Annotated in this window: 15 protein-coding genes; 2 read left to right on the forward strand and 13 right to left on the reverse strand. The window is 60.6% G+C overall.

Annotated features, from left to right (window positions below; all coding sequences use genetic code 11):
• Positions 1-90: 90 nt before the first annotated feature.
• From WM40_RS03705 to WM40_RS03720, 4 genes are read right to left on the reverse strand one after another with little or no spacing between them, the layout of a single operon-like run.
• Complete coding sequence (locus WM40_RS03705; RefSeq protein ID WP_046152211.1) at positions 91-1329, reverse strand: multifunctional CCA addition/repair protein; 1239 nt, start codon at positions 1327-1329, stop codon at positions 91-93.
• Positions 1330-1980 (reverse strand): glutathione S-transferase family protein, encoded by a 651-nt coding sequence (locus tag WM40_RS03710; protein WP_046152300.1) that lies wholly within the window; start codon positions 1978-1980, stop codon positions 1330-1332.
• A gap of 46 nt (positions 1981-2026) precedes the next feature.
• Positions 2027-2995 carry a complex I NDUFA9 subunit family protein gene (locus tag WM40_RS03715; protein WP_046152212.1) on the reverse strand — a complete coding sequence of 323 codons (969 nt, stop codon included), beginning with the start codon at positions 2993-2995 and terminating at the stop codon, positions 2027-2029.
• A 40-nt stretch (positions 2996-3035) separates the two neighbouring features.
• Positions 3036-5006 carry a lytic transglycosylase domain-containing protein gene (locus WM40_RS03720; protein WP_024903387.1) on the reverse strand — a complete coding sequence of 657 codons (1971 nt, stop codon included), beginning with the start codon at positions 5004-5006 and terminating at the stop codon, positions 3036-3038.
• A gap of 91 nt (positions 5007-5097) precedes the next feature.
• On the opposite strand from WM40_RS03720, the gene WM40_RS03725 reads away from it, so the two are divergent.
• Both WM40_RS03725 and WM40_RS03730 read left to right on the forward strand, forming a co-directional pair.
• Complete coding sequence (locus WM40_RS03725; protein ID WP_082102436.1) at positions 5098-5739, forward strand: 5-formyltetrahydrofolate cyclo-ligase; 642 nt, start codon at positions 5098-5100, stop codon at positions 5737-5739.
• 347 nt (positions 5740-6086) lie between these two features.
• Positions 6087-7754, forward strand: a complete 1668-nt coding sequence (locus WM40_RS03730) for a hypothetical protein (RefSeq protein WP_157685012.1) — start codon at positions 6087-6089, stop codon at positions 7752-7754.
• Here WM40_RS03730 and tssA read toward each other — a convergent pair.
• The 9 genes from tssA to tssH all read right to left on the reverse strand — a co-directional run bounded on the left by tssA (position 7738) and on the right by tssH (position 22985).
• Positions 7738-9018: a type VI secretion system protein TssA gene (gene tssA / locus WM40_RS03735; protein WP_157685695.1), complete on the reverse strand. Its 1281-nt coding sequence runs from the start codon at positions 9016-9018 to the stop codon at positions 7738-7740. The two genes, WM40_RS03730 and tssA, sit on opposite strands and share 17 nt — an antisense overlap.
• Before the next feature lie 37 nt (positions 9019-9055).
• On the reverse strand, positions 9056-13822 hold the full coding sequence (locus WM40_RS03740) for a type VI secretion system protein (protein ID WP_046152214.1): 4767 nt from the start codon (positions 13820-13822) through the stop codon (positions 9056-9058).
• 26 nt (positions 13823-13848) lie between these two features.
• Positions 13849-15057 carry a DotU family type IV/VI secretion system protein gene (locus tag WM40_RS03745; protein ID WP_082102416.1) on the reverse strand — a complete coding sequence of 403 codons (1209 nt, stop codon included), beginning with the start codon at positions 15055-15057 and terminating at the stop codon, positions 13849-13851.
• The gene (gene tssK / locus WM40_RS03750) at positions 15054-16655 is read right to left on the reverse strand and encodes a type VI secretion system baseplate subunit TssK (protein WP_046152216.1); all 1602 of its coding nucleotides are present in this window, start codon (positions 16653-16655) and stop codon (positions 15054-15056) included. Before tssK ends, WM40_RS03745 begins: the two co-directional genes overlap by 4 nt.
• A 1-nt stretch (position 16656) precedes the next feature.
• Positions 16657-17139 (reverse strand): hypothetical protein, encoded by a 483-nt coding sequence (locus WM40_RS03755; protein WP_046152217.1) that lies wholly within the window; start codon positions 17137-17139, stop codon positions 16657-16659.
• Between the two features lie 63 nt (positions 17140-17202).
• A complete protein-coding gene (locus WM40_RS03760; protein WP_046152218.1) occupies positions 17203-17589 on the reverse strand; it encodes a DUF4280 domain-containing protein in 387 nt (128 codons plus the stop codon).
• Entirely contained in the window at positions 17589-18101 is a 513-nt protein-coding gene (locus WM40_RS27645; RefSeq protein WP_157685696.1) for a toxin-antitoxin system YwqK family antitoxin, read from the reverse strand. Before WM40_RS27645 ends, WM40_RS03760 begins: the two co-directional genes overlap by 1 nt.
• Before the next feature lie 26 nt (positions 18102-18127).
• On the reverse strand, positions 18128-20101 hold the full coding sequence (locus WM40_RS03770) for a type VI secretion system Vgr family protein (RefSeq protein WP_157685697.1): 1974 nt from the start codon (positions 20099-20101) through the stop codon (positions 18128-18130).
• On the reverse strand, positions 20094-22985 hold the full coding sequence (gene tssH, locus WM40_RS03775) for a type VI secretion system ATPase TssH (RefSeq protein WP_046152219.1): 2892 nt from the start codon (positions 22983-22985) through the stop codon (positions 20094-20096). The genes WM40_RS03770 and tssH overlap by 8 nt, the downstream gene beginning before the upstream one ends.
• Positions 22986-23032 lie beyond the last annotated feature (47 nt).

Below are 23032 nucleotides of genomic sequence, written 5' to 3' on the forward strand. Positions count from 1 at the left end.
GCCGATGATGGGCACCCGCACACAGACGCAACCACATAAGCGGACCTGGCAGCATGACCGGCGCTTCCGCGTCCTTGCGCACGTCAGCGGTCAGGTACCTTTCAGCGCCTCGGCCACGGCGGCGACGCGTGCGTCGTGTACCGCATCCTTGATCCGCGCCGGTTGCGATGCAAAGTGGGCCGCAACCGCACCCGCATCGACACTGCGCGCCGCGACCAACGCCAATCTCAGACGCTCGGCCTGCGGATAGGGATGCGATTCGAAACCCAATCGCCCACGCGCATCGGACTCGCACGCTTGCAGCGCTTCCGCGAAACGCGCCGGCTTGCGCAATGCATCGCAGCGCTCCAATAAGCGCACCAACGCCGCCGCGCCGAACTCGGCGACACGATGGATATTGCCATGTTCACGCGCAACCATCAGCGCGAGGTCGCGGCATTCATTCGGCACGCGCAGGCGTTCACATAGCGGCTTCAGCAGATCGACGCTCCGCCCCTCATGACCGATATGACGCGGCAACACATCCGCCGGTGTTTGCGCCTTGCCGAGATCGTGCGTCAGCGCGGCAAACCGCACGGGCAACGCATAGCCCGCACGCGCCGCGTAGTCGGTGACCATCATCACGTGCACACCGGTATCGATCTCCGGGTGATAGTCCGCGCGTTGCGGCACGCCGAACAGCGCGTCGACCTCAGGCAGTATCCGCGCCAACGCCCCGCATTCGCGCAATACCGCGAACATCCGCGATGGTTTCGCCTCCATCAAACCGCGCGACACCTCCTGCCATATACGTTCAGGCACCAGCGCGTCCACTTCACCCGCGGCGACCATGTCGCGCATCAGCGCCATCGTTTCATCGGCCACGGTGAAATCGACAAAACGTGCGGCAAAGCGTGCCAGGCGCAGCACACGCACCGGGTCCTCCTGGAACGCCGGCCCGACATGCCGAAACACGCGCGCCGCCAGGTCGCGGCGCCCGCCGTAAGGGTCGACGATCTCGCCGGTCAAGGTACCGTCCGGCGCAACCGCACGCGCCATGGCATTGACCGTCAAGTCACGACGCGCCAAATCCTGCTCCAGCGTCACATCCGGCGCGTAATGGAATAAAAAGCCGTGATAGCCGGCGGCGGTCTTGCGTTCGGTCCGCGCAAGCGCGTATTCCGCTTGCGTCCGTGGGTGAAGAAACACCGGGAAGTCCTTGCCGACGGGCCGGAAACCTTGCGCCGTCATCTGCTCCGGGGTTGCCCCCACCACCACGTAGTCGCGGTCTTTCACTTCCAGACCCAGCAACGCATCACGGATCGCGCCGCCCACGGCGTAGATTTCCACTTACAACACCTCGTCGTAGCGTGCGATGCCCTCTTCCTGCTCGGCGGCGGCAATCCATGACTGCACGGCCGGCAATGCAATCACCCGCGCCATGTAGTCGGCCGCGGCCCGCGACAACACTGGACCATAGGTCTGAAAGCGCATGACCACGGCAACATACATCGCATCGGCGATGCTGAACTCGCCGAACAGGAAAGGACCGCCCGAATGCGCGAGTGCCTCGGACCAGATGGCATCGATGCGGCGGATGTCGGCATGCGTATCCGCATCCAGACGTTGCAGCCGATCCGCACTGGCACGTGCCCGGATGTTCATCGGCATGTTGTTGCGCAGCGCGGCGAAACCGGCATGCATCTCGGCGCTGATCGATCGAGCCCGCGCGCGCGCGACCGGATCGGTCGACCACAACGTTTTTTCTGGAAAACGCTCGGCAAGGGTTTCACAAATGGCCAGCGAATCCCAAACGGTGATCCGTCCGTCGATCAAACAGGGCAGGCGTCCACTTGGCGAGTAGCGACGGATGATTTCGGCCGTATCCGGCTTCGCAAGCATCACGAGTGTTTCCTGGAACGGCAGGTCGAAGTGCGTCATCAGCACCCAGGGCCGCATGGACCAGGACGAATAATTCTTGTTGGCGATTACCAATTGCATCATTGCACCACGCTCCCCGATGTATATAGGCGATTCACCCCGCGGCTCAGGCGGACGGTGTCCATCGCTGTCCCACCGGCAGCCCACGCAGATACGCGCCGGCAACCGATTCCAGCGAGGCCGGCGTCAGCCGTAACAGCGGATCGAGCGGGCCGCTGAGCACGGAATCCTCTCGCATAGAATCAATATTGTCGCGGGTGATCGGCGGGTTGGGAAGATGTTCGAAGATGGCACCCTGCAAACGGCCGGCCCAGTAAGGCAAACCGATGACCGGACGGCGATGTCCGCTGGCCTCCCCGGCAAAGCGTACCAACTCCGCCAGCGTATAGACATGCGGACCGCCCAGTTCGAAAACCCGCGGCACGGTGGGCGCATCCAGTTCAATCGCATTGACCAGCGCCTGAGCGACGTCCTCGACATAGATAGGCTGGTAGCGCGCATGCGCACACGCAAGCGGCATGAACGGTGCGAATTTCAGCACCTGCGCGAACAGGTTCAGGAATTGATCGCCCGGCCCGAAAATCACCGATGGTCGGAAAATCGTCGCCCGGAACGGCGCACCGCCCTCGGCCTGACTGGCCGCGACAGCAGCATTGATCCGCTGTTCGCCGTCCCCCTTCGAGCGCAGATACATGCTGGGCCCGTTCGAATCGGCATGCAGCGCGCTGACATGCAGAAAACGCTCGATACCAAGGGCGCGACTCGCGGTGCAGATCTTCTCCGGCAGCGCGACATGCGCACGTTCGAAGCCGGGACCGTATGGCATCGCCCGCTTGTCCTGCAACACGCCCACCAGATTGATCACGACATCGGCACCATCGAGAAAAGCCGATAGCTGCGCGGGCGCGTGCACGTCGCACTCGGTGATCGAAATCGGCAACATTTGAATCGGACGAGCCCGCGTGCGATAGCGCGTTGCCACGCGCACCGCGTACCCAAGCGTCAGGAGCTTGGGTATCAACGACCGGCCGATAAAGCCGGTTCCCCCAATGACCGCGACCGTTTGATAACGCATGTCACCTCTCCTTGTCAGACGCAGCGCATGGGCGCGGCACTCAGGGCGCGATGATGCCCAGGCGCTCGCGCAACGACTTCGGCCGGTTTTCAAACAACGCGCCGTAGTAGACGGTGTTCGACAACACGTTCTCCACATAATCGCGCGTCTCGTTGAACGGAATCGTCTCCGCAAAAATCGCGCCTTCTTCCGGCCGCGTCAACGCCGCGCGCCATTGCCGTGAACGCCCCGGTCCGGCGTTATAGCCAGCCGACGCCAGCACCGGCGATTGGTCGAACTGGTTATATACCATCGACAGGTAATTGGTACCCAGCTTGATGTTGGTATCGAGCTCATTGACCTGTGCACGCGTGAGCTTGCCCATGCCCAGCTTTCGTGCCACCAGATCCGCGGTACCCGGCATCAACTGCATTAATCCCGATGCGCCCACACCTGAACGCGCGTCATAGATAAAGCGCGATTCCTGTCGCATCAGTCCGTACGCCCACTCGACGTCCAGGCCCGTGCTGGCTGCATAGCGGTCGACAATCGGGCGGAACGGCGCGAGGTAGCGCAGTGTGAAATCATGCTCGACACGCGTCCGATCGGCAGTGTTCACGGCACGATCGAACAGTTGAATCGAATTCGCGTAATTCGCGGCCGCCAGCAACTGACGATCGGTCATCCCGCGCAACTGCCAGTTCCATTCACGGTTGCCTTCGAAACGCATATTCAAATCGTAGAAACGGCGCGCCAGTGCAAAACCTGGATTCTTTCCGGCATCGGCGATCTCCTGCGCGCTGACAACCGTGCGCGGCGGCACCGTAATCAGCCCGCCCAGCGCTTCCGTCGCCAACTGACCGTAAAAGTTGTACTGGTTCGAGATCGATTGATACAAGGTCTGTGCGCTCGCGGCATCGCCGCCCTGTTGCATTGCACGGGCACGCCAGTAAACCCATACGGGCTGATCCCGGAGCACCGGCGGCATCTGCTCGATCGACCAGCGGACCATTGTCCAATCCTGCACGCTCAACGCCGCACGGGTGCGCCATTCGTACTCACCCAGCGTCAACGGGGCGTTGGCTGTCAGCCGATACCAATCGACAGCCGCCGGCATCTGCTTCAACGCCGCCCGGTAGGCAATCGCGCCCCAGCCGATGCCACGTTCGATGGCCGTGAGACGCGGCTCTACGTTCGCGTACGCGACCGCCGCCTGCGCCGGATCATTCGCCGCCATCCGGATTATGGCCAGCAAGGCGAGCTGATGCGCCGGGTCGTTGATGCGGATTGGTTGCGCGAGATAAATCGGCGGCTTGTCCGTCGCCATCGACAAAGTCTGATCGCTTGGCTTGACCGGTCCCAGCGCATCGGCAATGCGGCGGCCCAGCGAGGTGTAATTGCCCTCGTAGGCCAGGCGCATCTGCGCCCAGACATCGTCGGAAGTGAACTGCCCGGACGACGCCAGCGCCATGATCAGGTCGACACACCCATCGCCATACCAGCGCGGATTGGTGAGCAGTTGTCGCGCGGCATCGGCGACGTTCTCGTTACGTGACGCGCGCGCTTCCAACGCATAGCACTTGACCTGCGTGTCGTCGTCGAGCGCGAAACGCGGATACTGGGCCATGAACGTCCGCCAATCGTGGCGCGCGCCCAGTACGGTCAGGTAGTCGTTGCGAAGCCGGTCCGCGATCGCGGTACCGTCGTATTGCTGCAGAAACGCCAGGATCTGATCGTCAGGTGCGTCGAGACGCGCCTTGCCCGATTGATCGAACATCTGCGGTTTGATCCGGTAATACGCTACATAGCTCGGGACCGGATAATCCGGAATCTGCGCGGACAATTGCGCCGCCGCCGCGGCGTCGTTGCGGCGTGCCGCATCACGCAGTTGCAAGAAGATCCTATCCGCCACGTCCGGCGTCATGGTCGCGGACTGCGCGCGAACCGCCCCTGGAGAACTGCATGCCGCCAACACGACCGCGACGAGACCCGCCGCCATCGCGCGATATACTCGCACCATTATCTCTGCCATCTTGTGTTCTTTTGAATATGAACAGCATATCACGCGACCCTGCCCCTATAGCCATGCTCGCGCGCACGCGCGGCATGTCGTGCCCGACGACATGACCGCCGACACGCCGTCACCGACCGCACGTGGGAGTGCCGGGCCCACTCGTGCGGAAACCGTCCACCTTGAAAAACAGGCGCTACGTGCGCGCCTGCTTCCTTTGCGACAACAGGCCTTGTCGTCAAATCCGGAAACTTCGCGGGCAATCACCGCAGGCGTGCGGGCATGGCTCGATGAACAGAGGGTGCGTTGCGTTGGCTTCTATTGGCCGTTGGCGGGCGAACCGGATGTGCGTGCCGCGGTGACAGATTGGCTCGCCGCCGATACTGATCGCCGCGCCGCCCTGCCTGAGGTCGTACACGCCGCGACAGCGTTGCGATATGTGGCGTGGACGCCAGAAACCGCCATGCGCAAGGGCCGGTACGGCATCGCCGTTCCGGAAAGCGGCACAGAAGACGCCTCGACAAATAACATGACGCCCGATGCCCTGCTGATCCCCTGCGTCGGTTTTGACGGGCGCGGCTTTCGACTGGGCTATGGCGGCGGCTACTACGACCGGACGTTGGCGAGCGCCGCCTGTCGACCTGCCACCTTAGGCGTTGCGCTGGACGCCACCCGCGTGGTCACATTACCCACCGATGCATTCGATATACCACTGGATGCGATACAAACTGAGCGGCAACGTTATTATCGGTGAATTCAAGCCAGAAATGGCAGTTGTGCCTGTCGATTTCGTTGGACGCGTTGACTGTGCCGGTCTCACAGGCGCCCCCTCTTTCCGCCCAGACGTTCGCGCATCGCCCCACGTTCACCGCTTCGTTACTGATTGCAACGGCGCGGCGGGACGCATTGCGACACATCTCATTGCGCCGTCGTTACGCTCCGCTATCCTCATGGTAGGGCATTGGGGGAAAACCAGAATCAGTGCGTGCTATGTAAGCCTCGGTCCTCCAGGCACCTTGATGCCTGTCCTAACCTAAGCACGCCAGTTTTACGCAATGTTCACTACGACAAACATCCAGCGTCATCAAAGGCCATCGATTCATGTCAGATTTCGGCTCAAACCGCACGGTTCTTTCGAGCGCTCTCTTTCGCTCTTCGCCATTGGTTGATCTTGTCCACGAGTTGAAACCACTCGCGCAATGGTTAAGTGAGACCAGTGTTTCATTCGGATCTCGCCCCAACGATTTGCGGGTGGTCGACAACGCCTATGGCGCGCTGATAGCGGCCGATCGGGGTGCTGCCGCAGAGGGAGACCTGAGGTCGCGGGCCATCGAACTGCACGGAAAACTCGAAATCTATATTAATCAGCGCAAGAAGCGCGATAGCCATCTCGCGAACATCAAGCGCGATTCTAAAGGTCTCGTGACAGACCTCTACAAAAAGTTGACTGATGTGCTGGATCTTCACCTGCGCCCTGTCGACGTAAACAGAATAAACAACGCAATCGAGCGCGACACCGTTCACGCACGATTTGGCATTCTGTATCTCCTTCAAGACACCGACATACGTTACTCGACAGCCTCCATTATCCAAACCGTTTTCAAAAGTTCAATGGCGGCGGGAAATGCTGTCTTGGAAGGATTCAACATTTCGTCGTGGCAAGCGCCGAAACCGGCATTCCTGGGGTCTTCCAATCAAATCGAGACGCCCCTCATCGCCGAACTAGTTCACAGCAATGGATCATCGGCAGGAAATCTCATATCAGCAAAGCTGAAAAAACAACTCGCTGCTGACGCGCTGCTATCCACCATAGAAAACCCCGTGAGCGATATACTGCGGAAGAGCCGAATCGCACAGGAGCGCCCTTCAGGGCAATCTCTTTTTAAAAAAATAGTTAAATACATCTGGGACCAGTTGCTTGCGTTTATCAAGCACATTCCTGGAGCGTGCGCTAATTTTGTCGTAGCGGAAATGCGTGCGCTGGTGTTTTATATCGCTGAAAAGATCGCCGGCCATGCAATACCTTTTCTGAAAGACAGCTACGAACTCGTCAAGGACATTTACGCAGTGATCAAGGAAACGTGCAATACCCTGGCGCAGCGGGCCCAGTTTGCCACGTTCAGACTAAAGCCCGGGTATTCGACTACGCTGGCGAATGTGTGCGCCAGCTTGCGTAAATGGTCGAAGCTACAGACGCCCCTTGCCAGTGCCGGCTGGCATACCATTGGCATTGCAAGTAGTATCGCCCTTCCCGGATTCGGCGGATTGCTAGCCAGCATTGGCAAGGCTATCACGTTACTGTGCGACGTTGCCGCGCAGATGGTAGAGGCCCGTCGAATTCGCGCGTTCCTGCGCCAAGCGCAAGCTCGCTTCGCCGAAGAACCTCGTGAGAGTGAACACGCGGAATATAAACCGGGAACAAGCGGTGGGCTCAGCAACGACGGCGATGCGTTTGCAAAGTTTTTCTCAGAGGCATGCAAGGCCAGTCCCGCAGTGGCCTTTCTTATCCTCAACAGCGCTCTTGCCGGCCCTTTATTCACCCGCATAGAAACGCAAAACGAAAACAATACCCAACTCATTAGTGCGCATGTTTATAACGAGGCGTCGAAATGGTTCTCGGAACTGAAAGTGTTTGGGGCCGAATATCTACGCACGCGCATTTATTATTTTAAAAGCTTTACGGAACGCGACGCCCGGCGAAAGGGCGACGCCATCCCCCCAAGCTTTCAGGCGCTGGCAGCAAACTACGGTGCTAGCCTTCCAAGCTAATACCAAGCAACGCGGCGTACTGCCGTGTCGATATGTCGTCGCGCAAGACCTCACTCATGATTTCGTCAAGCGGCTCGTTCTCCCAGCGAACCGCTTTCTCGATCAGGTAAGGGACCGGGCTATGAGGCTCCTGGCGTCGCAGGAATGCCGCAATCTCCGCAAGCATGCGGTAGGCGCCCGCCCGCGTCCATTCACTCCGTGTCGTGCGCATGGAAGCCACGGGTTCCGTCGATGCATGTAACCCGGCAATGTCCGCGGCCACACCGCCCGATTCTGCCTCCATGGACAATCCCGCCGCCATTTCAGCCCGTACAGTCTCATCGATGCCCTCCGCATGCATCATTTCCCACGAGGCGTGACGGCCGTCGAGAATACCGCTTATCGCGAGACAAACCGCCTCGATGGCACGCTCTCCCTGACGCAATGCCGGCGCCTGCATTGACGCATCTGCTGGCGCATGAGCCGCGACACAAACGTCCAGCGCCGCACGCAACGCCTGCCAATGCTTACCAAGCGCCGTTAATGTCGCGCGAAGCCGGTGTAGCGCATCAACCCCGTCAGCATCGGTCTTAGCCCGCCATGTAGCCGCATCGGGCATACCAGCCCCGCCCTCCCCGGCAGTTACCTGCTGCCAGCGCTGCGCGGTCAACTCACGCGCCATGTCGCTCTCCGCCCCCCCGGTGTCGTCTTTGAAGTCTACGGAAAACGTCATCGCAGGACGCAATGTCAGTTCGCTGCGCAACAGACGCGCCATTTCCTCGTCCAGCCAATCGAACACATTGAACCGCGCGTCGCAATCGTCCCGCGAAATGGTAGGAAACGCGTCGCGCCAGTAACGCGATACGAGCGCCGTCATCGTCGCGATACCGGCCTGCAATCCAGGAACGCCCGACGTATGGAACCACCCCTCGCACAGCCAAGCGGCCACTTGATAGTCTTTTCCAGTTTCGCCGAGCGCACGCTGGCACAGTGTCACCACCTTGCCCCAATCCGCTTTCTTTAGCGCTCTCACCCATTCGCCCTGCGGTAACGACGGATCATCCGAAGCACGCGCCACATTGATCTCGCGAAAGATCGGGTGGTAGCGTAAAGACACGCCAGCCGGCGCACCATCGCCAAGTGGAGCGACAACGGCCGCCATTGCAGCGGCAAAAGGCGCAATCGCCTCATCGTCGTGCCATGCCGCGATCATCCGTGTCACGCAGTCCTGCAACGCGTTAGGCGGCAAGGTCGGTTCCACTGTTGATTCCGATATTTGTTCCACGATCCGCTCCGATGACGCGCCCCGCATAGGCGCACCTTCACCATGCCGGTGCATGTGATGGACGCTGCGCTGGCCAGTCGACAGCGCGTGGCGTTGCTACGGACCGCGATCCATCGCCTGCGCGAAGTCCGGCAATGGACCCTGAGCCATCCGGCGGCAGTCCGCCCGCTTGCAACAACGTCAAACCGATGAAGACGCGCGCGTTAAGTACCGATGAAGGCCCGGAGGGCGCGTCTTGCCGTAGCGCATCCGCCGCCGCCAATGCGGCCTTGGACAGCGGCGCACGGCAGCCCATCGTCTCGTCGCGCACGCAGGGCGTCACCGGGAAACTGAATGCCAATGTGATGCCGTCCGTCCCGGTGGATGCACGGTGGCGATCGATCATCGACAACAGCGCCCATGTGTCGTCGAAACGGAAGATGACGGTCCTGCCATCGGTTGCCATCGCCGATTGACGAGGGTCTGCGCCTATCCGTATCTGCGCCTCGTCGGCCAATCGTAGCGTTAAGACGATGGGGTCACCTGGTCGCCAAGCGAGCGAGGCGGACGCCTTTGCTGGAAGGGCATCACGTTGTTTGGACACACGCTGCGCACCAGATGCGAACGTCCAGTCTATGATCTGGTTACCGTACTGCTCCAACTGCTTGTTCACGCGAAACGCTACCTTCAGGCCGAGGCCGCCTGGCGTGCCGGTGTCTGCCGATACCAATGCGGACATATCGTTGCCCCCCGCCGTGGCAGCGCTGGCCAACGATGGTTCCCGCGGTCCGTCATTGGCAGGTAATCCGTCTTTCCCACGGAGCCCGGAACCGGACGACTTCGACTCTGCGCCCCCCGTCAACGGCGTGAGTATCCTTGACATCATGTCGAACTGCCGCGCGAAAGCGCTCACCGAGGAAGGCATGACAGACGAACCGCGATTGCCATCGAACACTCCCGCGCCGGCTGAAACGGTCGCCCCTTTGAAACGCCGGAAAAGCATAAGGGCTTGCGCCACCTGTGACGGGTTCGCCGCCTCTGGCTGCCGCTCCCCGGATCCTCGCAACGGCGACGCAAACGGCGAATGCCCTGCGAGGTAGGTATTGAAAACAGTTTGAAAAGCCCGCCAATCGGCACGGCGCCGCATCGAGGAAGCGGCCTGACATTGTGTGGATAGCCAGCGATAAAGTCGCCACTGCGTTTCGCTGAAATAGTCTTGCGACGCTGACCTGGGTGCGGTGGAGGCGAGGCGCGCACAGGCGCCCCCATCGATCGGGGCGCCCGCCCCAGGCGGCCCCGCGGCGAGGATGAATTGCTCGAGTTGGAGTAGCGACGACATCGGGCTGCGCACTGCATAGCGGGCCAGATCCTCGACGATCCCGCGCCATTTGCGCGCCAGCGCGGTGTTCGCATCGGCAGTCGTCAATAGCGGCAACAGCGTCGTCGCTTGCCCGCCCCAATCGACTATCGTTGCGGACTGCTCACCCACGAAGGATGCCAATGCCGACTGCGTACGCACGGCAAACGCACAGGCCATCGAGGGCACCGGCACGACGCGATCGCTCTCGACGCGCGCGTTCATAGGCCCGCACGGGCCGTCCGCCGCTGTCACACGCGCCACGGCATACAAGTCCGATGCATTCAAACGCTGATCGAGCATTTGCAGCCAGCTCATTGCATCTGCCGACAAGCGCTCCTGTAACTGCTGCACAGCGGGTGTTGCATCCAGCAAGGTGAGTGAATCCGCAATCTGCTTCAGCGCGATCTGCACCGCGGGCGCCGAGGAACGCCCCGCCGCGCTGGCGGGGTCGGCCATCACGGAAACCGGCACGAGCTGCGCGGCGTCAGCTAACCGACGCAACAACAATGCCGCGAGCTGCTTATCAGCGCCGCGCGTAACGTCCTGCGCGAGGTCGGGCGACAGGGGCAGTACCGTTTTTGCGAGGAGTTGCTTACGTGCGTCGTCCAGCGCCTCGGGTCCGGCCAGCCTATCCAAGCGCCACCGCAGCACCTGTCCTGGCGCTGGCGCCGGCAGGTCACGCGCCGGCACCGATGTCATAAACGACTGTTCCATCAAATTCCCAAGCGCGCCCCGTAATGCAATACGTGCGGGCTTCAGATGCCATGTCGCATCGCTTGCATTCCACAACAGGCCGCTCTTCGGGTTCGCCAACCATTGCCTCAAATCCGACTGCAATCCGCGCTGCGCCCGCCACCAATCATCGCGCCATGCAGACGCCGTCGCCGCCCCTAACATCGTAGAAGCGGACACGCGCCCGGCGATCTCATCGATCTCGTCGGACATCCGACGGGGCACACCAACGGGCGGTAAGGCCAGCGTCTCGCCCTGCTCGTTGGCACTGCCCGGTCCAGTCCGGTTTGCCGACTCGCCCGAGGAGATCGGTTGCCCCGCTCGGCCTGCATCATCGAGGATCCAGCGCCAGCCCCCCCCGGCCACCATGGTGGCCTCATCGTCCAGTAGGGAGACGATGTGCGCGTACTGTACGGGCCAGTTGATCGGCCCGCCGTCGGGAGACACGCCCTGACCAAGCGCTTGCAGCATTGCCTGAACCCGCTTATCGGTCGACAACAAGCAATTTGCCGACAACAAGTCGTGTCTCACCGTCACGGCGTGTATTTGCCAGCGGCGTTGCACGGCCGCCCGCAACGCGGGGTTTTTCAGCGACGGCACGAACTGGGTCTTGTTCGAGTATCGACTGAAGCGCCGCAGACTATGGGCGACATCACCGCGCACCTCAACGTTCATCAGATAGCGAATGACTGAACGGAAATCCTCGTCAGCATCCTCGCTGGCATTATCGCCCATGCGTAGCCGCTTCCAGGCACCCAACGCCTGCTCCAATGCCTCGACGCCCTTCAAATAGGCCAACAAGTCCCGCATCGCGGGCCGGTCGAAGGGCGCCAGCGTGGCGGCGGCGACTGCGGGTAGCGCCGCGTTGCATGCTGACGCCATGCCAACCATGTCACCGGCATCCAGTGACGCATCACATCGCGTCGCCTGTGCCATTGGCAGGATTTCCCCGGTTAAAGGATCCATCGGGGCGCCTGTCAACGCGTGCACTTTGCGGCCCAGCTCTCGTTCGAACGCAACCACCGCCATCGCGCCAAAAACCAGGTGAAAGCGGTCCGAGATCCGCGCGTCCAAGCGATCGAACGGCAGCCATACGCCGGGCATCGTCACCCGCGCTAGCGGACCCGCCAACGTCTCATCCAACGCCAGCAAGGAAAGCGTCTTACTTGAGTACCAGCCCACCGGCAACCATTCCTGGCGTTGCGCCGCCGCCGCCATCATCCGCTGATCGCCTCGCAAGCCTCGCAACACGTCCGCGAGTACTTTCCCACGCGCCGCCGTTTGCCACGTCGCGACGCCCAAACCGGCCGCCCAGCCGCACAGCAACGCCGTCGCACCCCATCGCATGAGACGGTGCCCCGATCGCGACCTCAGCGCTACCGTCGCGGAGGCGCGTGTCAGGCCAATTTCAGCAAACGCCTTCCTGAGCAGGAGATCCCGGTAGAAAACGGGTTCGGAGCGAGCATTATCCGACTCCGCGCCGGCCGCGTCGCCGGCAATGTCGCCGCCCCAATACAGGCCGCGCAACAAGAAGGGGTCGTGGTAAGCGTTGGGACGCATCAACGCTTCCATATAACGGTGCAGCGGCTGACGCAACGCCGACAACGCGTCCAACAGCGCGAGCCATCTCACCGCCGCCCTGTCACAGCCGCCGACGATCCGCTCCATTTCTCCACGGTCGATGGAAGCGGCAAAATGCGCCACTACTGAAGCATTCACCACGTCACCCAGATGGTTCAACGCTTCGTCCACCCATTTCTCGTCCCACAATCTGTCCGGGGAATAGGGGGACGACCAACCCACCATGCTTTGCCGGGCCGGTTCCGAAAGGCTGCGCGCGAAAGCATCAAATCCCGGGATCGATTCGCATTCGCTGATAACCACATACACGGTTACCCGCATCGCAAACAGGCGCTGCAGATGCCATAGCCGTTGATGGGCGAGTTGCGCCGCCTCTTGAAGGGCCAGATGCCCCTGCACCGAATCATCGCGTAACAGGTGCACCGGTAGCACTAGCACGACGGCATCTAGCGGACGCCGTGGCCGGTAGCGACTGCTACAACGCAGGAATGTGTCCCAGACCGGTTGTGGCTGGCCCGGCATGCCGGAAGACGGCACGAAATCAATCAGGGGCTGACGTAGTTCAATCACCACGCCACGGTCCGCAAAGGTCCAGGTCATGCCGGGCAGGGCCGGCGTCTCGGGGCCTTCTCGGAACGCCTTTGCCCTTTGCCAGCGTTTCCAACGCCACAGCAGGCGGGACGAAAGGCTGACGTTCTCAGCCGCCAACGGGTCAGTTGCCGAGTTAGGCACCCAGGGCGTTACATCCAGGTTCGACAGCGGCAACGGCTTTGCATCCGGGGAGGCATTCAACACCACGAGGCATGGCACGTCATAGCGCATGTAAGGCGTGCCGGTGCGGGCGTCCAACGTACCGGCGCGAGCGCGAAAATCCCGTCGCAGTCCGCGAAGCACATGCGCGAGCGGTGTTTCACCAGGCTTGCTCCCCGCGGCGGCGGGCGGGCGTTCCCCCTCAGAGGGTGTAGGTTCCCTCTTTGGTGCCGCCTCCACCTTCTGCGCGGCACGGCTTTCACGCCGCTTTTTACGATACGCGAGCATTGCCACGATCACTGCAGCGAGCAAGACAATGCCGCTGACGACCGCCCCGATCACTACGGTGTGTGATACCCCCGGCAACGACGACAGCAACGGCACGGCGCTTACGCTATTCATATCCCTCTGCCCGATATACTTTCAACCTATTGCCGCCTTACCGCAATACGCGGAACGCGCGATTCATACTCATCCGCACTGCGTTCAAATGTCTGAGCAGATGGCTGCATGGTTTCGCGCAGCGCCTTGCGCACCGGCCAGCTACTTGCAAACCAGGCAAACTGTGAAAGGACCAGGAGCGCGCCCGCGCACAGGAGCGCGATAACGGCCCAGCGCGCGGGCCGGCGAAAGCTTGTCGGCCTTATCGCGTTCAGCGTATGCGCATACGCATGCGGATCCACGACGCTCGGTGCTGCCGAGCCTTCAGGAAGCGGCTGTTGCATCACCGCCTCATAGAGTTGCCTCCGATAACGCGTAAGCTGTTCCTGCCCACTAAGGCCATTGGGCGTCAGGCGTTGCGCCGACGCGCTGGTTTCTGACGGTTCTGGTTCGCGTTCGGTCTGGCGATAGGCGTCCACTGCGTCGCGTTGCAATGGCTGCCCGTGATAGCGGCCGCTATAGCCCACTCCCAGCATCAGTAGGTAGACTCGGGCCAACATCGGCTTCGCCCGGCGTTGTGAGCACACGAGTCGTTCGATACTTTCAAAGACCGCGTCGCCGGCAACGTGGCTGCCGAATTGTCGTGCCTCGAGGAGGTAGCCGATCCAGGCAGATTTTCCAAGCCACTCGGTATTCAGCAATAGATCGTCGGCCAACGCCGCAAACAGGTAAAGCAGCTCTTGTCTGGCCTCCCCGATCTCGGCATACGCGCTCATTTGCCACCGTGCACCGTAGACACGCAGTTGTCGCAGCAGTCGATCGCTGACCTCTCGCGCCGCATCCTCCGCCCGCGCAAGATGTTCCGCGCGCGTCGCCACGGTCGACGGCTCGTTCCCCGCAGATGCCAGGGGGCCCTGCAGCCACGGGCCGGCAGCCGCTCCGCTATCAGACACCGCGCGTCGATCTTCCAAGGGCGCGCCCAAATCAACGGCCGCATCACTAAACTGGCGCCACGCCGACGCCACCGTCGGTGCCTGATCAGGCAGCGTGGGAACAACAAAGGCTTCGCCCGTCGTCCGCGGATAGGCCGCACCAACATGATCGGAAGGTTGCATCGCCCGACCGTTACCGCCGAAGGAAGACAATGGGCTTTGCGAAGGGGGCGCCATCGACCGCAACGCTGCGTCAATCTCCGCGACAAACGCGCGAAACGGTGCAAACACCGCTGATTCCTGCCAGTGAGGAATACTCATCATAGCGGCGTACCATCCTCGCCGTTAGCGCGCCAGTACGGGTCGACCGGTCGCATTGTTTCAGCCCGCTGTTTCGACTCGTCCCGTCCTGCCCTGTACACCTCAGCCGCGCCCCCCGCCGGCGCCTCCTCGCTGCGGACTTCGGTATCTTCCAATAGCACAAGCGTTGGATTGCATAACGCCTGACCTGGGCCGCGAGGACTATAAACAACCAACGGGGTCCCGGCCCGTAGCGGCGCATTACGTGCATCGATGCGGAACACCACGCTATTCTCACCGTCTCCGCCAATACGTGCGGCCGCTCCGTTGACGCGCTCGCGCGCCAACCCAAGGACGCGGCGCGAGACGAGAGTAGGCAAGTCGGCCTTTCGTCCAATCACCGCGCCTGCCATCCACGCCTCGAGTGCTTGCGTCGAACCACCCTGCGCGACGATGAAACAAATGTCCCGAAGATCTTGCTGCAAGAGGGCTTCGTAGCGTCCCTCCGTGAAGACGAATGAGCGTTCACGATAGCGCAAGCTCACTTTCTGCATGGCGAGATCGATATCATCGAGCAGTGGACTTAGTGCTCCTTCCGGGTTGTTGTGGTCGTAGCGGTCCAACAATCCGGGTACCATGTCTTCGCGCAGCAGCGCCACTGCGCCGCGCACGCTGGCCAGCGCGACGAACAGCGCGTGCGGATGCACGTTCTGCGTTTGTAGTACGGCCTCCAGCTGCGGCAACGCCAAGGTCAGACACCGCAACTTTTCCCGCATCGCAAAGCGCGCGAGCCCGCCATCGTCGGATGAGCGATGTAGCGGCGCCTTGTTGGCGTCTTTGCTGTCGATCCACTCCGGGTGAATGGTTGCCGGAACGTCCTGCCCCATCGGTCCCGACGACAGCAATTGCCGTGCTAGAAACAATGCCTTGGCCCGCATCTGCACGGCAATCCCGCGCACGCGCACCAGGATGCGACCTTGATCACGCAGGCGCAGCGACGGGGGCAAACGTTCGGCGAGCGTCACGACATCGGCGTTCCGCCGCAGTGTACCGATGCGCAATACGTCATAACGTGCATCGGGAATGGCCCCCACGGCCAAGCCGAGTTGCGGGACCTGCCGCGGCACCGCGATGGCGTCGCTACCGGAGACGGCATCCATCACCAGCGGACCTGCCACGGAGCAGAAGCGCCGGACGGGACGATCTTGCGGATCGCCTTGGACGCCGCTGCCTCGCATCGTGTGAATGGACGGCAGCGTCAGGTACAAATCGACTTCCGCACCGCTTAGCAGCGCCGCATGGTGTCGCAGATCCAGTTCGAGTGGCGCGTTGAGCGAATCTGTGGCGTCATAGGTCAACACGGTGCCGTCGGGCATCACGGCCTCCAGTGTTGTTACCCTGATATGCCCCGACGCGAATTGCATTCGCTCAAAATGGCATGACCAGACGCCCCAGGCGTAAGGATTCGTGCGTAGTAAATGCCAGCGCACCAATTGTTCCAAGCGAGCATCTAACAACTGAAAGTGCTGCGGCGACAGCAACATACCCTCATGCCACTCGACCCGCTCGGATATCCGTTCAACGCGCTCGTGCGTGCCCTCGAATTCCTGTTCATCGTGCACGCTAACGGTCTCCTACGATTTCAATATTTTCCCGCGTCAACCGGATCGTCACCGGCCCTTTCCGTGCCGTAATCCGTGCGCGATGAACGCCAGGGGTGCCATAGCGGGCAAAAACGAGCGCCGCATTGACTCGCCGTGGCGCCATCACCGAGCGCGGCATATGCAACGTCTGTCCAGACACCATCTCCCAACTGAAGTAATGAAGCCGATCCGGGAACAGTGCCTGCAAGGCTTCACGCTGTGCATACCATTGCGCCGCAGACATAGCCGCGATCCGCTCAGTCATTGCCACGTCACTGCTCAGAACCAGATCCACCGCTACAGGGTTATCGCCATTTGCATCTGACGTGGCACTCAAGGTCAGGCCTGACCAATGAATCCGATACTGTGGATTGCTGTTTGCACAGCCACAGACGAGCGCCGCCAGCGCCAGAAGCACGATCGAAAGAATGGCGCGCGGAATGGTCACGGCAATTCGACTCACTATGCGCCCCCTTTCATCTAACGGTTTAACTCATGAACGTCGCAATAACGTGGCGGCATTTTTTCAGGCCACGGTAATGGTGGCTTGGCTGGCAGAAACAACCTGGATGATGCCTCCCCACTGGCACATTAATTTACTGCTTACATCCAGCGCTGGTGTGTTGCCGATCATCGTTCGCAATGCCCCCGGCATCCATGGCGCGCCACAAACAGGCACACACGGCATGGGCGTCAGTACGCCGAATGCCGCGGCGGTTGCAGCAGCGACCACTGGATTCGCCGGACAAGAACAGACACCAAATGGCGGCACGTTCACGAATGGCAAATTGTCAGTCACGGTGGCGACCGGGGTACCCGCGACTACACGTTTTATTGGAATGACGTTCAACACAGAAGGGGCCGCGCCGAACGAGCATTGCAGCGGCGCTCCAGCTATCGCGAGAAAAGTCATCACCGCTCCTCGACGAATTGCAACACGCCAGCGTGCCATTTTTCGTCGCGCAAGAGGGAGCCGTCCGGACGCCAATATCGTGTCCACCCATGCAACAACCCATTTTCGTAATGGAATAGTGCAACGGCACGGGCGCTCACTTGATCAAAGCACAACGCATTTCCGTGCAATTTCCCTTGCTGGTAGGTCAATATCGACACGGTTTGACCGTGGACTAACTGAAGGCAAGGGCCATGCAACAGTCCGCTTTGGTAGCTTGCGCGCATTGTCATAACACCATCTTCGTTAAAAACCCGCATCTCACCATGGGGCTGCCCGTCAACGAAAGCGGCCAGCAACTGCCTGTTTCCATTTGGCCAAAATTGCCGCACGACACCCTCGACACGCCCTGCCACAAGCGTCACGTGCGTGGCATTAGGCGCTGCGCAATCGCCACTGACCTGATCGTGCGCCGGCGCACCGATCAATGGGCAATTAGCACCGCCGGTCATGCCACCTTCAACGTCATGCATGCGATTATCCGCCGCGAATCGCATCGTCAATTTATCGACACCATGCCCCCCTTCAAGGTCAGCATGCCACCACCATCCACAGTCTGCGTGGTGGATGCTCTCGACGACACCGACAATCCTTCGTTTGACAATGTCGTAGTCGCCTTATTGGTCAGCGACATGCCCGCTTCATTCGTAAGATCTGTACCCGCCTTATTTGTCAATGCAGTGGCGGCTTCGTTTGAAAGCGTGCCACCCGCATGTAGCGCGATATTGCCCCCCACCTTGATGGTCAGATTTCCGTCGATCTGCAGGGTATAGTCGCCCGATACACTATGCCGATATGTCGCTTCGTCGTAAAGCGCGTGATCGCCTGACACGGTTTCCGTTCGCTTGCCTTTCACTTTTTGCGTATCGTTGCCTTCGGCAATTTCGAAGAGCCGGTTCCCCTTGCGCACACTATGGGTCTCGTCACCTTCGGCGATCGTCGTTGACATCGAATTGGCAACATCGATATGCATTGCCCTGCTGGCTTGCAGCGCAAGCAATTGCGCGTCCGTCTTATCGTCAAATACCAACGCGTTGCCATCAACGGCGTTCTGTCCGAAAGTGCGCGAACGTAGCACTGTCTGTGTCTGGTCACGCGGCAACGTTACCGGCGGCGTCTGCACGTCGTTATAGACCGACCCCGTTACGACAGGCCGGTCGGGATCTCCTTCGACACAGGTCACCAACACTTCCTGACCGATTCGCGGCAGGAACCATTGCCCCCACCCCTGTCCGGCCGTCCCTTGCGCCACCCGCATCCAGCACGACGCGTGCTCGTCCGCCGCGCGCTTTCGGTCCCAATGCATGCGCACCTTAATACGACCGTGTTCATCCACCCACACCGTTTCGCCTGAGGGACCAACGACGGTCCCCGTTTGGGGACCGGCCAAACGCGGCTTGGCGATGGCTTTCGGGCGGAACGAGCGATCTGCCGGCAACGACGAAAAGTCCGCCCAGTATTGACCGTCCTGAATGCGATGGCGAACCGTAAGGACGTGGTACCGTGCGCCCGCCTGTGTATCCGTCGCGTCATCATCGCTGGATATTTCCAATAACGACCACGCCGATAATGCATGGCAACGGGTCAGTCCGGACATCGTAGCGTCCTGCGTGCCCAACGCGTCTAACAACCGTCGCGCCAAATTTTTGCCTTCATTTGCGTCATGCTGTCCGCCGGGGTAGACGTAACGCGTTCCCCATACGGCTGCGTCGCCAGACTGCGCCAGTGCCGGCGTTGCCGACGTCATTGGGTGATAGTCATTCACAATGACCTGCCGAGGCACGACCGCACGCAACAACTGACGTCGCCAAACGGTATCAAACACGGCTCGTTCCGTCGGTCGCCGCGCATAACGCAATACCTGGCTCGTACTGCGTGGCAATTCGTAAGAAGCCGCGTCGGCAAGTATCACTGGCAGGGAATCCGCTGCCGTATCGAAACAAAAGAAAATACCCGTTTCGGCCATCAGACGCGCGATAAAAGCAAACGCGCTCTCGTCGTATTGGACGCAGTAATCACGAACCGGATACGTTTCGGTCAGACGATTTTCATAAGTGATGTCATGTCCACGTAAAACACTTTCAATGATGGCTGGCACACTCTGCGCCTGATAGATGGAGCGGTCTGAATCCAACGTCAGTAGCCATAGTTTCGGTACAATCTTAGCCGTATAACAATGCACCTTATCACGCTCGTTGCCCGGAGCCGTCCGCTCGTCTTCCTCGACGATCTCACTTACAATGCCGCGCAAGATGCGGTCGGCTTGTCCCTCAAAGCGCATCGTGATGGACGCGACCCTGCCCGTCAGTGTCACCGCGTCCAGCGGCGCGCCACTCACCGTGAAAGCAATCGAAAATGCGTATAGCCACGACACTGCCTCTTCACCATCCAGCGTCTCTAACACTAGGTGCTGATTGACACTTTCGATAGCAAGCATGGCCGTGAATGCGGCGTCGCTTCCAATGTCAGACATTGCAGATCTCCACGCCAACATTCTCTGTCGTGTCACTGAAACGGAATCGGAAATTCCCGTCTTGATCGACGTCCATCCATATTGATGCCAGCGCAATGCCCGTGGCAACGCGCTCAAGAATGCACTGCGATAGGTCCGGCAAAACGGTCTGAGTTAAGAGATGATCGATATTGCGCGCGCCGCTTTCCACCTCCACGCAACGCGCCGCGATCGTCTGCGCGGCACTGTCAGACCACTGAAAGCGTGCACGATGCTGCAATTTGATCCGATCCGCCAACGTCGACAACTTCATCGTCACGATTTGCCGCACTTGTTTATCGGTCAGCGAAAAGTAAGGAACGATGACGGTACGGCCAATGAAAGCAGCGCTGAACCGGTGCAACAACGCATCACGCAGCACGGGCATCAGAGACGCGGCATCCTGCAACGCCTCCGGTCTGCCCTGGATATGCCCGTCTTCTTCAGGCGCGACCCGCACAGTTTTGCGCATGACCTCTTCATGGTCCGTGATGACGCTTTGCGCCGCATTGGACGTCATCAGGATGATCGTATTGCGAAAATCGATTGGTACGCCTTCGCCATCTTCCAACGTTCCTTTGTCGAACACCTGGAAGAACACTTCCAGAACGTCGGGATGCGCTTTCTCCATTTCATCAAGCAGGACGACGCTATAGGGCTTGCGCCGTACGGCCTCGGTCAGGACGCCACCGCGTCCATATCCAACATAACCTGGCGGCGCGCCCTTCAACGATGAGACGGTATGCGCCTCTTGAAACTCGGACATATTCACGGTGATGACATTGCGCTCACCGCCATAAAGCAGTTCTGCCAGGGCCAAAGCGGTGCCAGTCTTTCCGACGCCGCTCGGTCCGACCAGTAGAAATACGCCAATCGGCTTCGACGGGTCTTCCAATCCAGCGCGCGACGTTCGTATCCGTCGGGCCAGTGCATCCAGCGCCGCATCCTGCCCCACGATGTACTGTCCCATCCGCGCCTTCAGATCTAGCACGGAATGAATCTCATCCGCCATCATGCGTCCCACCGGGATACCGGTCCAGCCGGATACCACTTCTGCCACGGCAGAGGCGTTGACGCGGACGGACACCAAGGGATCATCCTGCTGAATTGCCTCAAGCCCCTTCTCCAGCCGCTGCAGCAGTGCTCGGTCGCTGCAAAACTGATCGTCGGCCCATTCCGCCGGCGGGTAGGCGGAAGCCACTGGAGACGCATCGCGTTGTGCCGATCTCTTACCGCAGGAGGAGGCGTCCTGCCCATCGCTTCCATCCTTACCCTTCTGCAGCTCTGCGGCGATGCGCGCTCTGCAAGCATTGATCCGCGCGGCCACGTCGCGTTCCGTTTCCAGCTTCTCCTGCAGCTTCCGGCGCGCGCCACGCTGTTCGATCAATTGCGCCTCAAGCGCTGCCATCTTCTCTGCAAGCGCCGTATGGGCGAGTGCGTCACTAGCCGGTGCGCAGGCGGCTTCGTACCGATGCAGTCCCAACGCATGTTCATCTTGCGCGATTTCGCGATCTAACGACTCGATACGCGGCGACACGCCTGCGAGGACAACCGCAACGCGCGCGCAGGCCGTGTCTAGTACGCTCACTGCTTTGTCCGGCAATTGTCGGCCTGTTATGTAGCGGTGTGACAGACGAACCGCGTCGCGCACGGCGTCGTCGCCGATCTCGACCCCGTGATGCTCGGCAAGTTTGCGCACGACACCGCGCAACATCTGAATGGCAGCCTCTTCTGTTGGCTCGTCCACTTTAACGACCTGAAACCGCCGCGCCAACGCCGGATCACGCTCGACGTAGCGTTTGTATTCCGCCCAGGTGGTTGCCGCGATCGTCCTCAGTTCACCGCGCGCCAGTGCCGGCTTCAGCAAATTCGCCGCATCGCCTTGCCCCTCCGCTCCACCTGCACCAATGATCTGGTGCGCTTCATCGATGAATAGCACTATCGGCTGCGGCGACGCATGTACCTGCGCAATCACCCCTTTCAACCTGTTTTCAAACTCCCCTTTGACGCCCGCTCCCGCCTGCAACAACGCCAGGTCCAGTGACAATAATCGAACCTGGCGTAGCGCAGCCGGAACCTGCCCTCGTGCAATACGCTGCGCGAATCCTTCGACGACGGCGGTCTTCCCCACTCCCGCTTCTCCGGTGAGGATTGGATTGTTTTGTCGCCGCCGCATCAACACATCGATCAGTTGCCGAATTTCCGGATCACGCCCGGTGACGGGATCCAGCCGGCCCTCCCGAGCCTGGCGCGTAATATCGATCGTAAAGCGTGCCAGGCCGTCAGTGGAACGATCAGACGTTGGCCAAAACCCCGCCGGCGTTCCCCCGCCGGAGGACAGACCGTTGTCACTATGGTCTGTCTGCAATAGGGGCAGATCCCGCGCGCCGACGGATTTGTCCGCGCCTTGTGCAACCATTACTGCTTGTGATGCCGCATCGCGTGAAATATTCAACAACGCCGGCGCAGCGTCGATCAGACGGCCCCGCAAACTGTTCAGCGCAAGCAGCGCGAGCAGCAACGCGCCAGCATCAATCTTTTGAAGACCACACGTGACGGTTGCCAACACCCAGCCCTCACGAAACCAATCAGCGAAGTCCGGCGCCAGCGCGGGCGTCCTGGCATTTCCACGTGTGAAGCCATCGATCGCTTTTTGCAACTGGCGCGCCACAAGATCGGCGTCCACGCCACACTCCTGTAGCACACCTCGCCAAGCGGCGTCCGGTGCCTGGGCGAACTGCATTAACAAGTGCTCGGGCTCCACGCTGTAATGCGTCTGCTGCACGCATAATGCGGCGGCCTGCTCCATCGCTGATAAGCACCGCGGGTCAAGCCGGCTCAGCCAAGTACGGATATTGGTGTCCATTGCTTTCGGTTCTCGAACTCGTTAAAGAAAGGCAACCCCTTTAGGCA

It is taken from the genome of Robbsia andropogonis (assembly GCF_000970345.1).
In the GTDB taxonomy this organism is placed as follows: Bacteria; Pseudomonadota; Gammaproteobacteria; order Burkholderiales; family Burkholderiaceae; genus Robbsia; species Robbsia andropogonis.

Coding starts and splice junctions, on each gene's coding strand:
- WM40_RS03720 (WP_024903387.1), bottom strand. CDS start 5,006: ATGGCAGAGATAATGGTGCGAGTATATCGCGCGATGGCGGCGGGTCTC.
- WM40_RS03745 (WP_082102416.1), bottom strand. CDS start 15,057: ATGATGAGTATTCCTCACTGGCAGGAATCAGCGGTGTTTGCACCGTTT.
- WM40_RS03710 (WP_046152300.1), bottom strand. CDS start 1,980: ATGCAATTGGTAATCGCCAACAAGAATTATTCGTCCTGGTCCATGCGG.
- WM40_RS27645 (WP_157685696.1), bottom strand. CDS start 18,101: ATGCATGACGTTGAAGGTGGCATGACCGGCGGTGCTAATTGCCCATTG.
- WM40_RS03740 (WP_046152214.1), bottom strand. CDS start 13,822: ATGAATAGCGTAAGCGCCGTGCCGTTGCTGTCGTCGTTGCCGGGGGTA.
- WM40_RS03715 (WP_046152212.1), bottom strand. CDS start 2,995: ATGCGTTATCAAACGGTCGCGGTCATTGGGGGAACCGGCTTTATCGGC.
- WM40_RS03770 (WP_157685697.1), bottom strand. CDS start 20,101: ATGTCTGACATTGGAAGCGACGCCGCATTCACGGCCATGCTTGCTATC.
- tssH (WP_046152219.1), bottom strand. CDS start 22,985: ATGGACACCAATATCCGTACTTGGCTGAGCCGGCTTGACCCGCGGTGC.
- WM40_RS03725 (WP_082102436.1), top strand. CDS start 5,098: ATGACCGCCGACACGCCGTCACCGACCGCACGTGGGAGTGCCGGGCCC.
- WM40_RS03760 (WP_046152218.1), bottom strand. CDS start 17,589: ATGACTTTTCTCGCGATAGCTGGAGCGCCGCTGCAATGCTCGTTCGGC.
- WM40_RS03730 (WP_157685012.1), top strand. CDS start 6,087: ATGTCAGATTTCGGCTCAAACCGCACGGTTCTTTCGAGCGCTCTCTTT.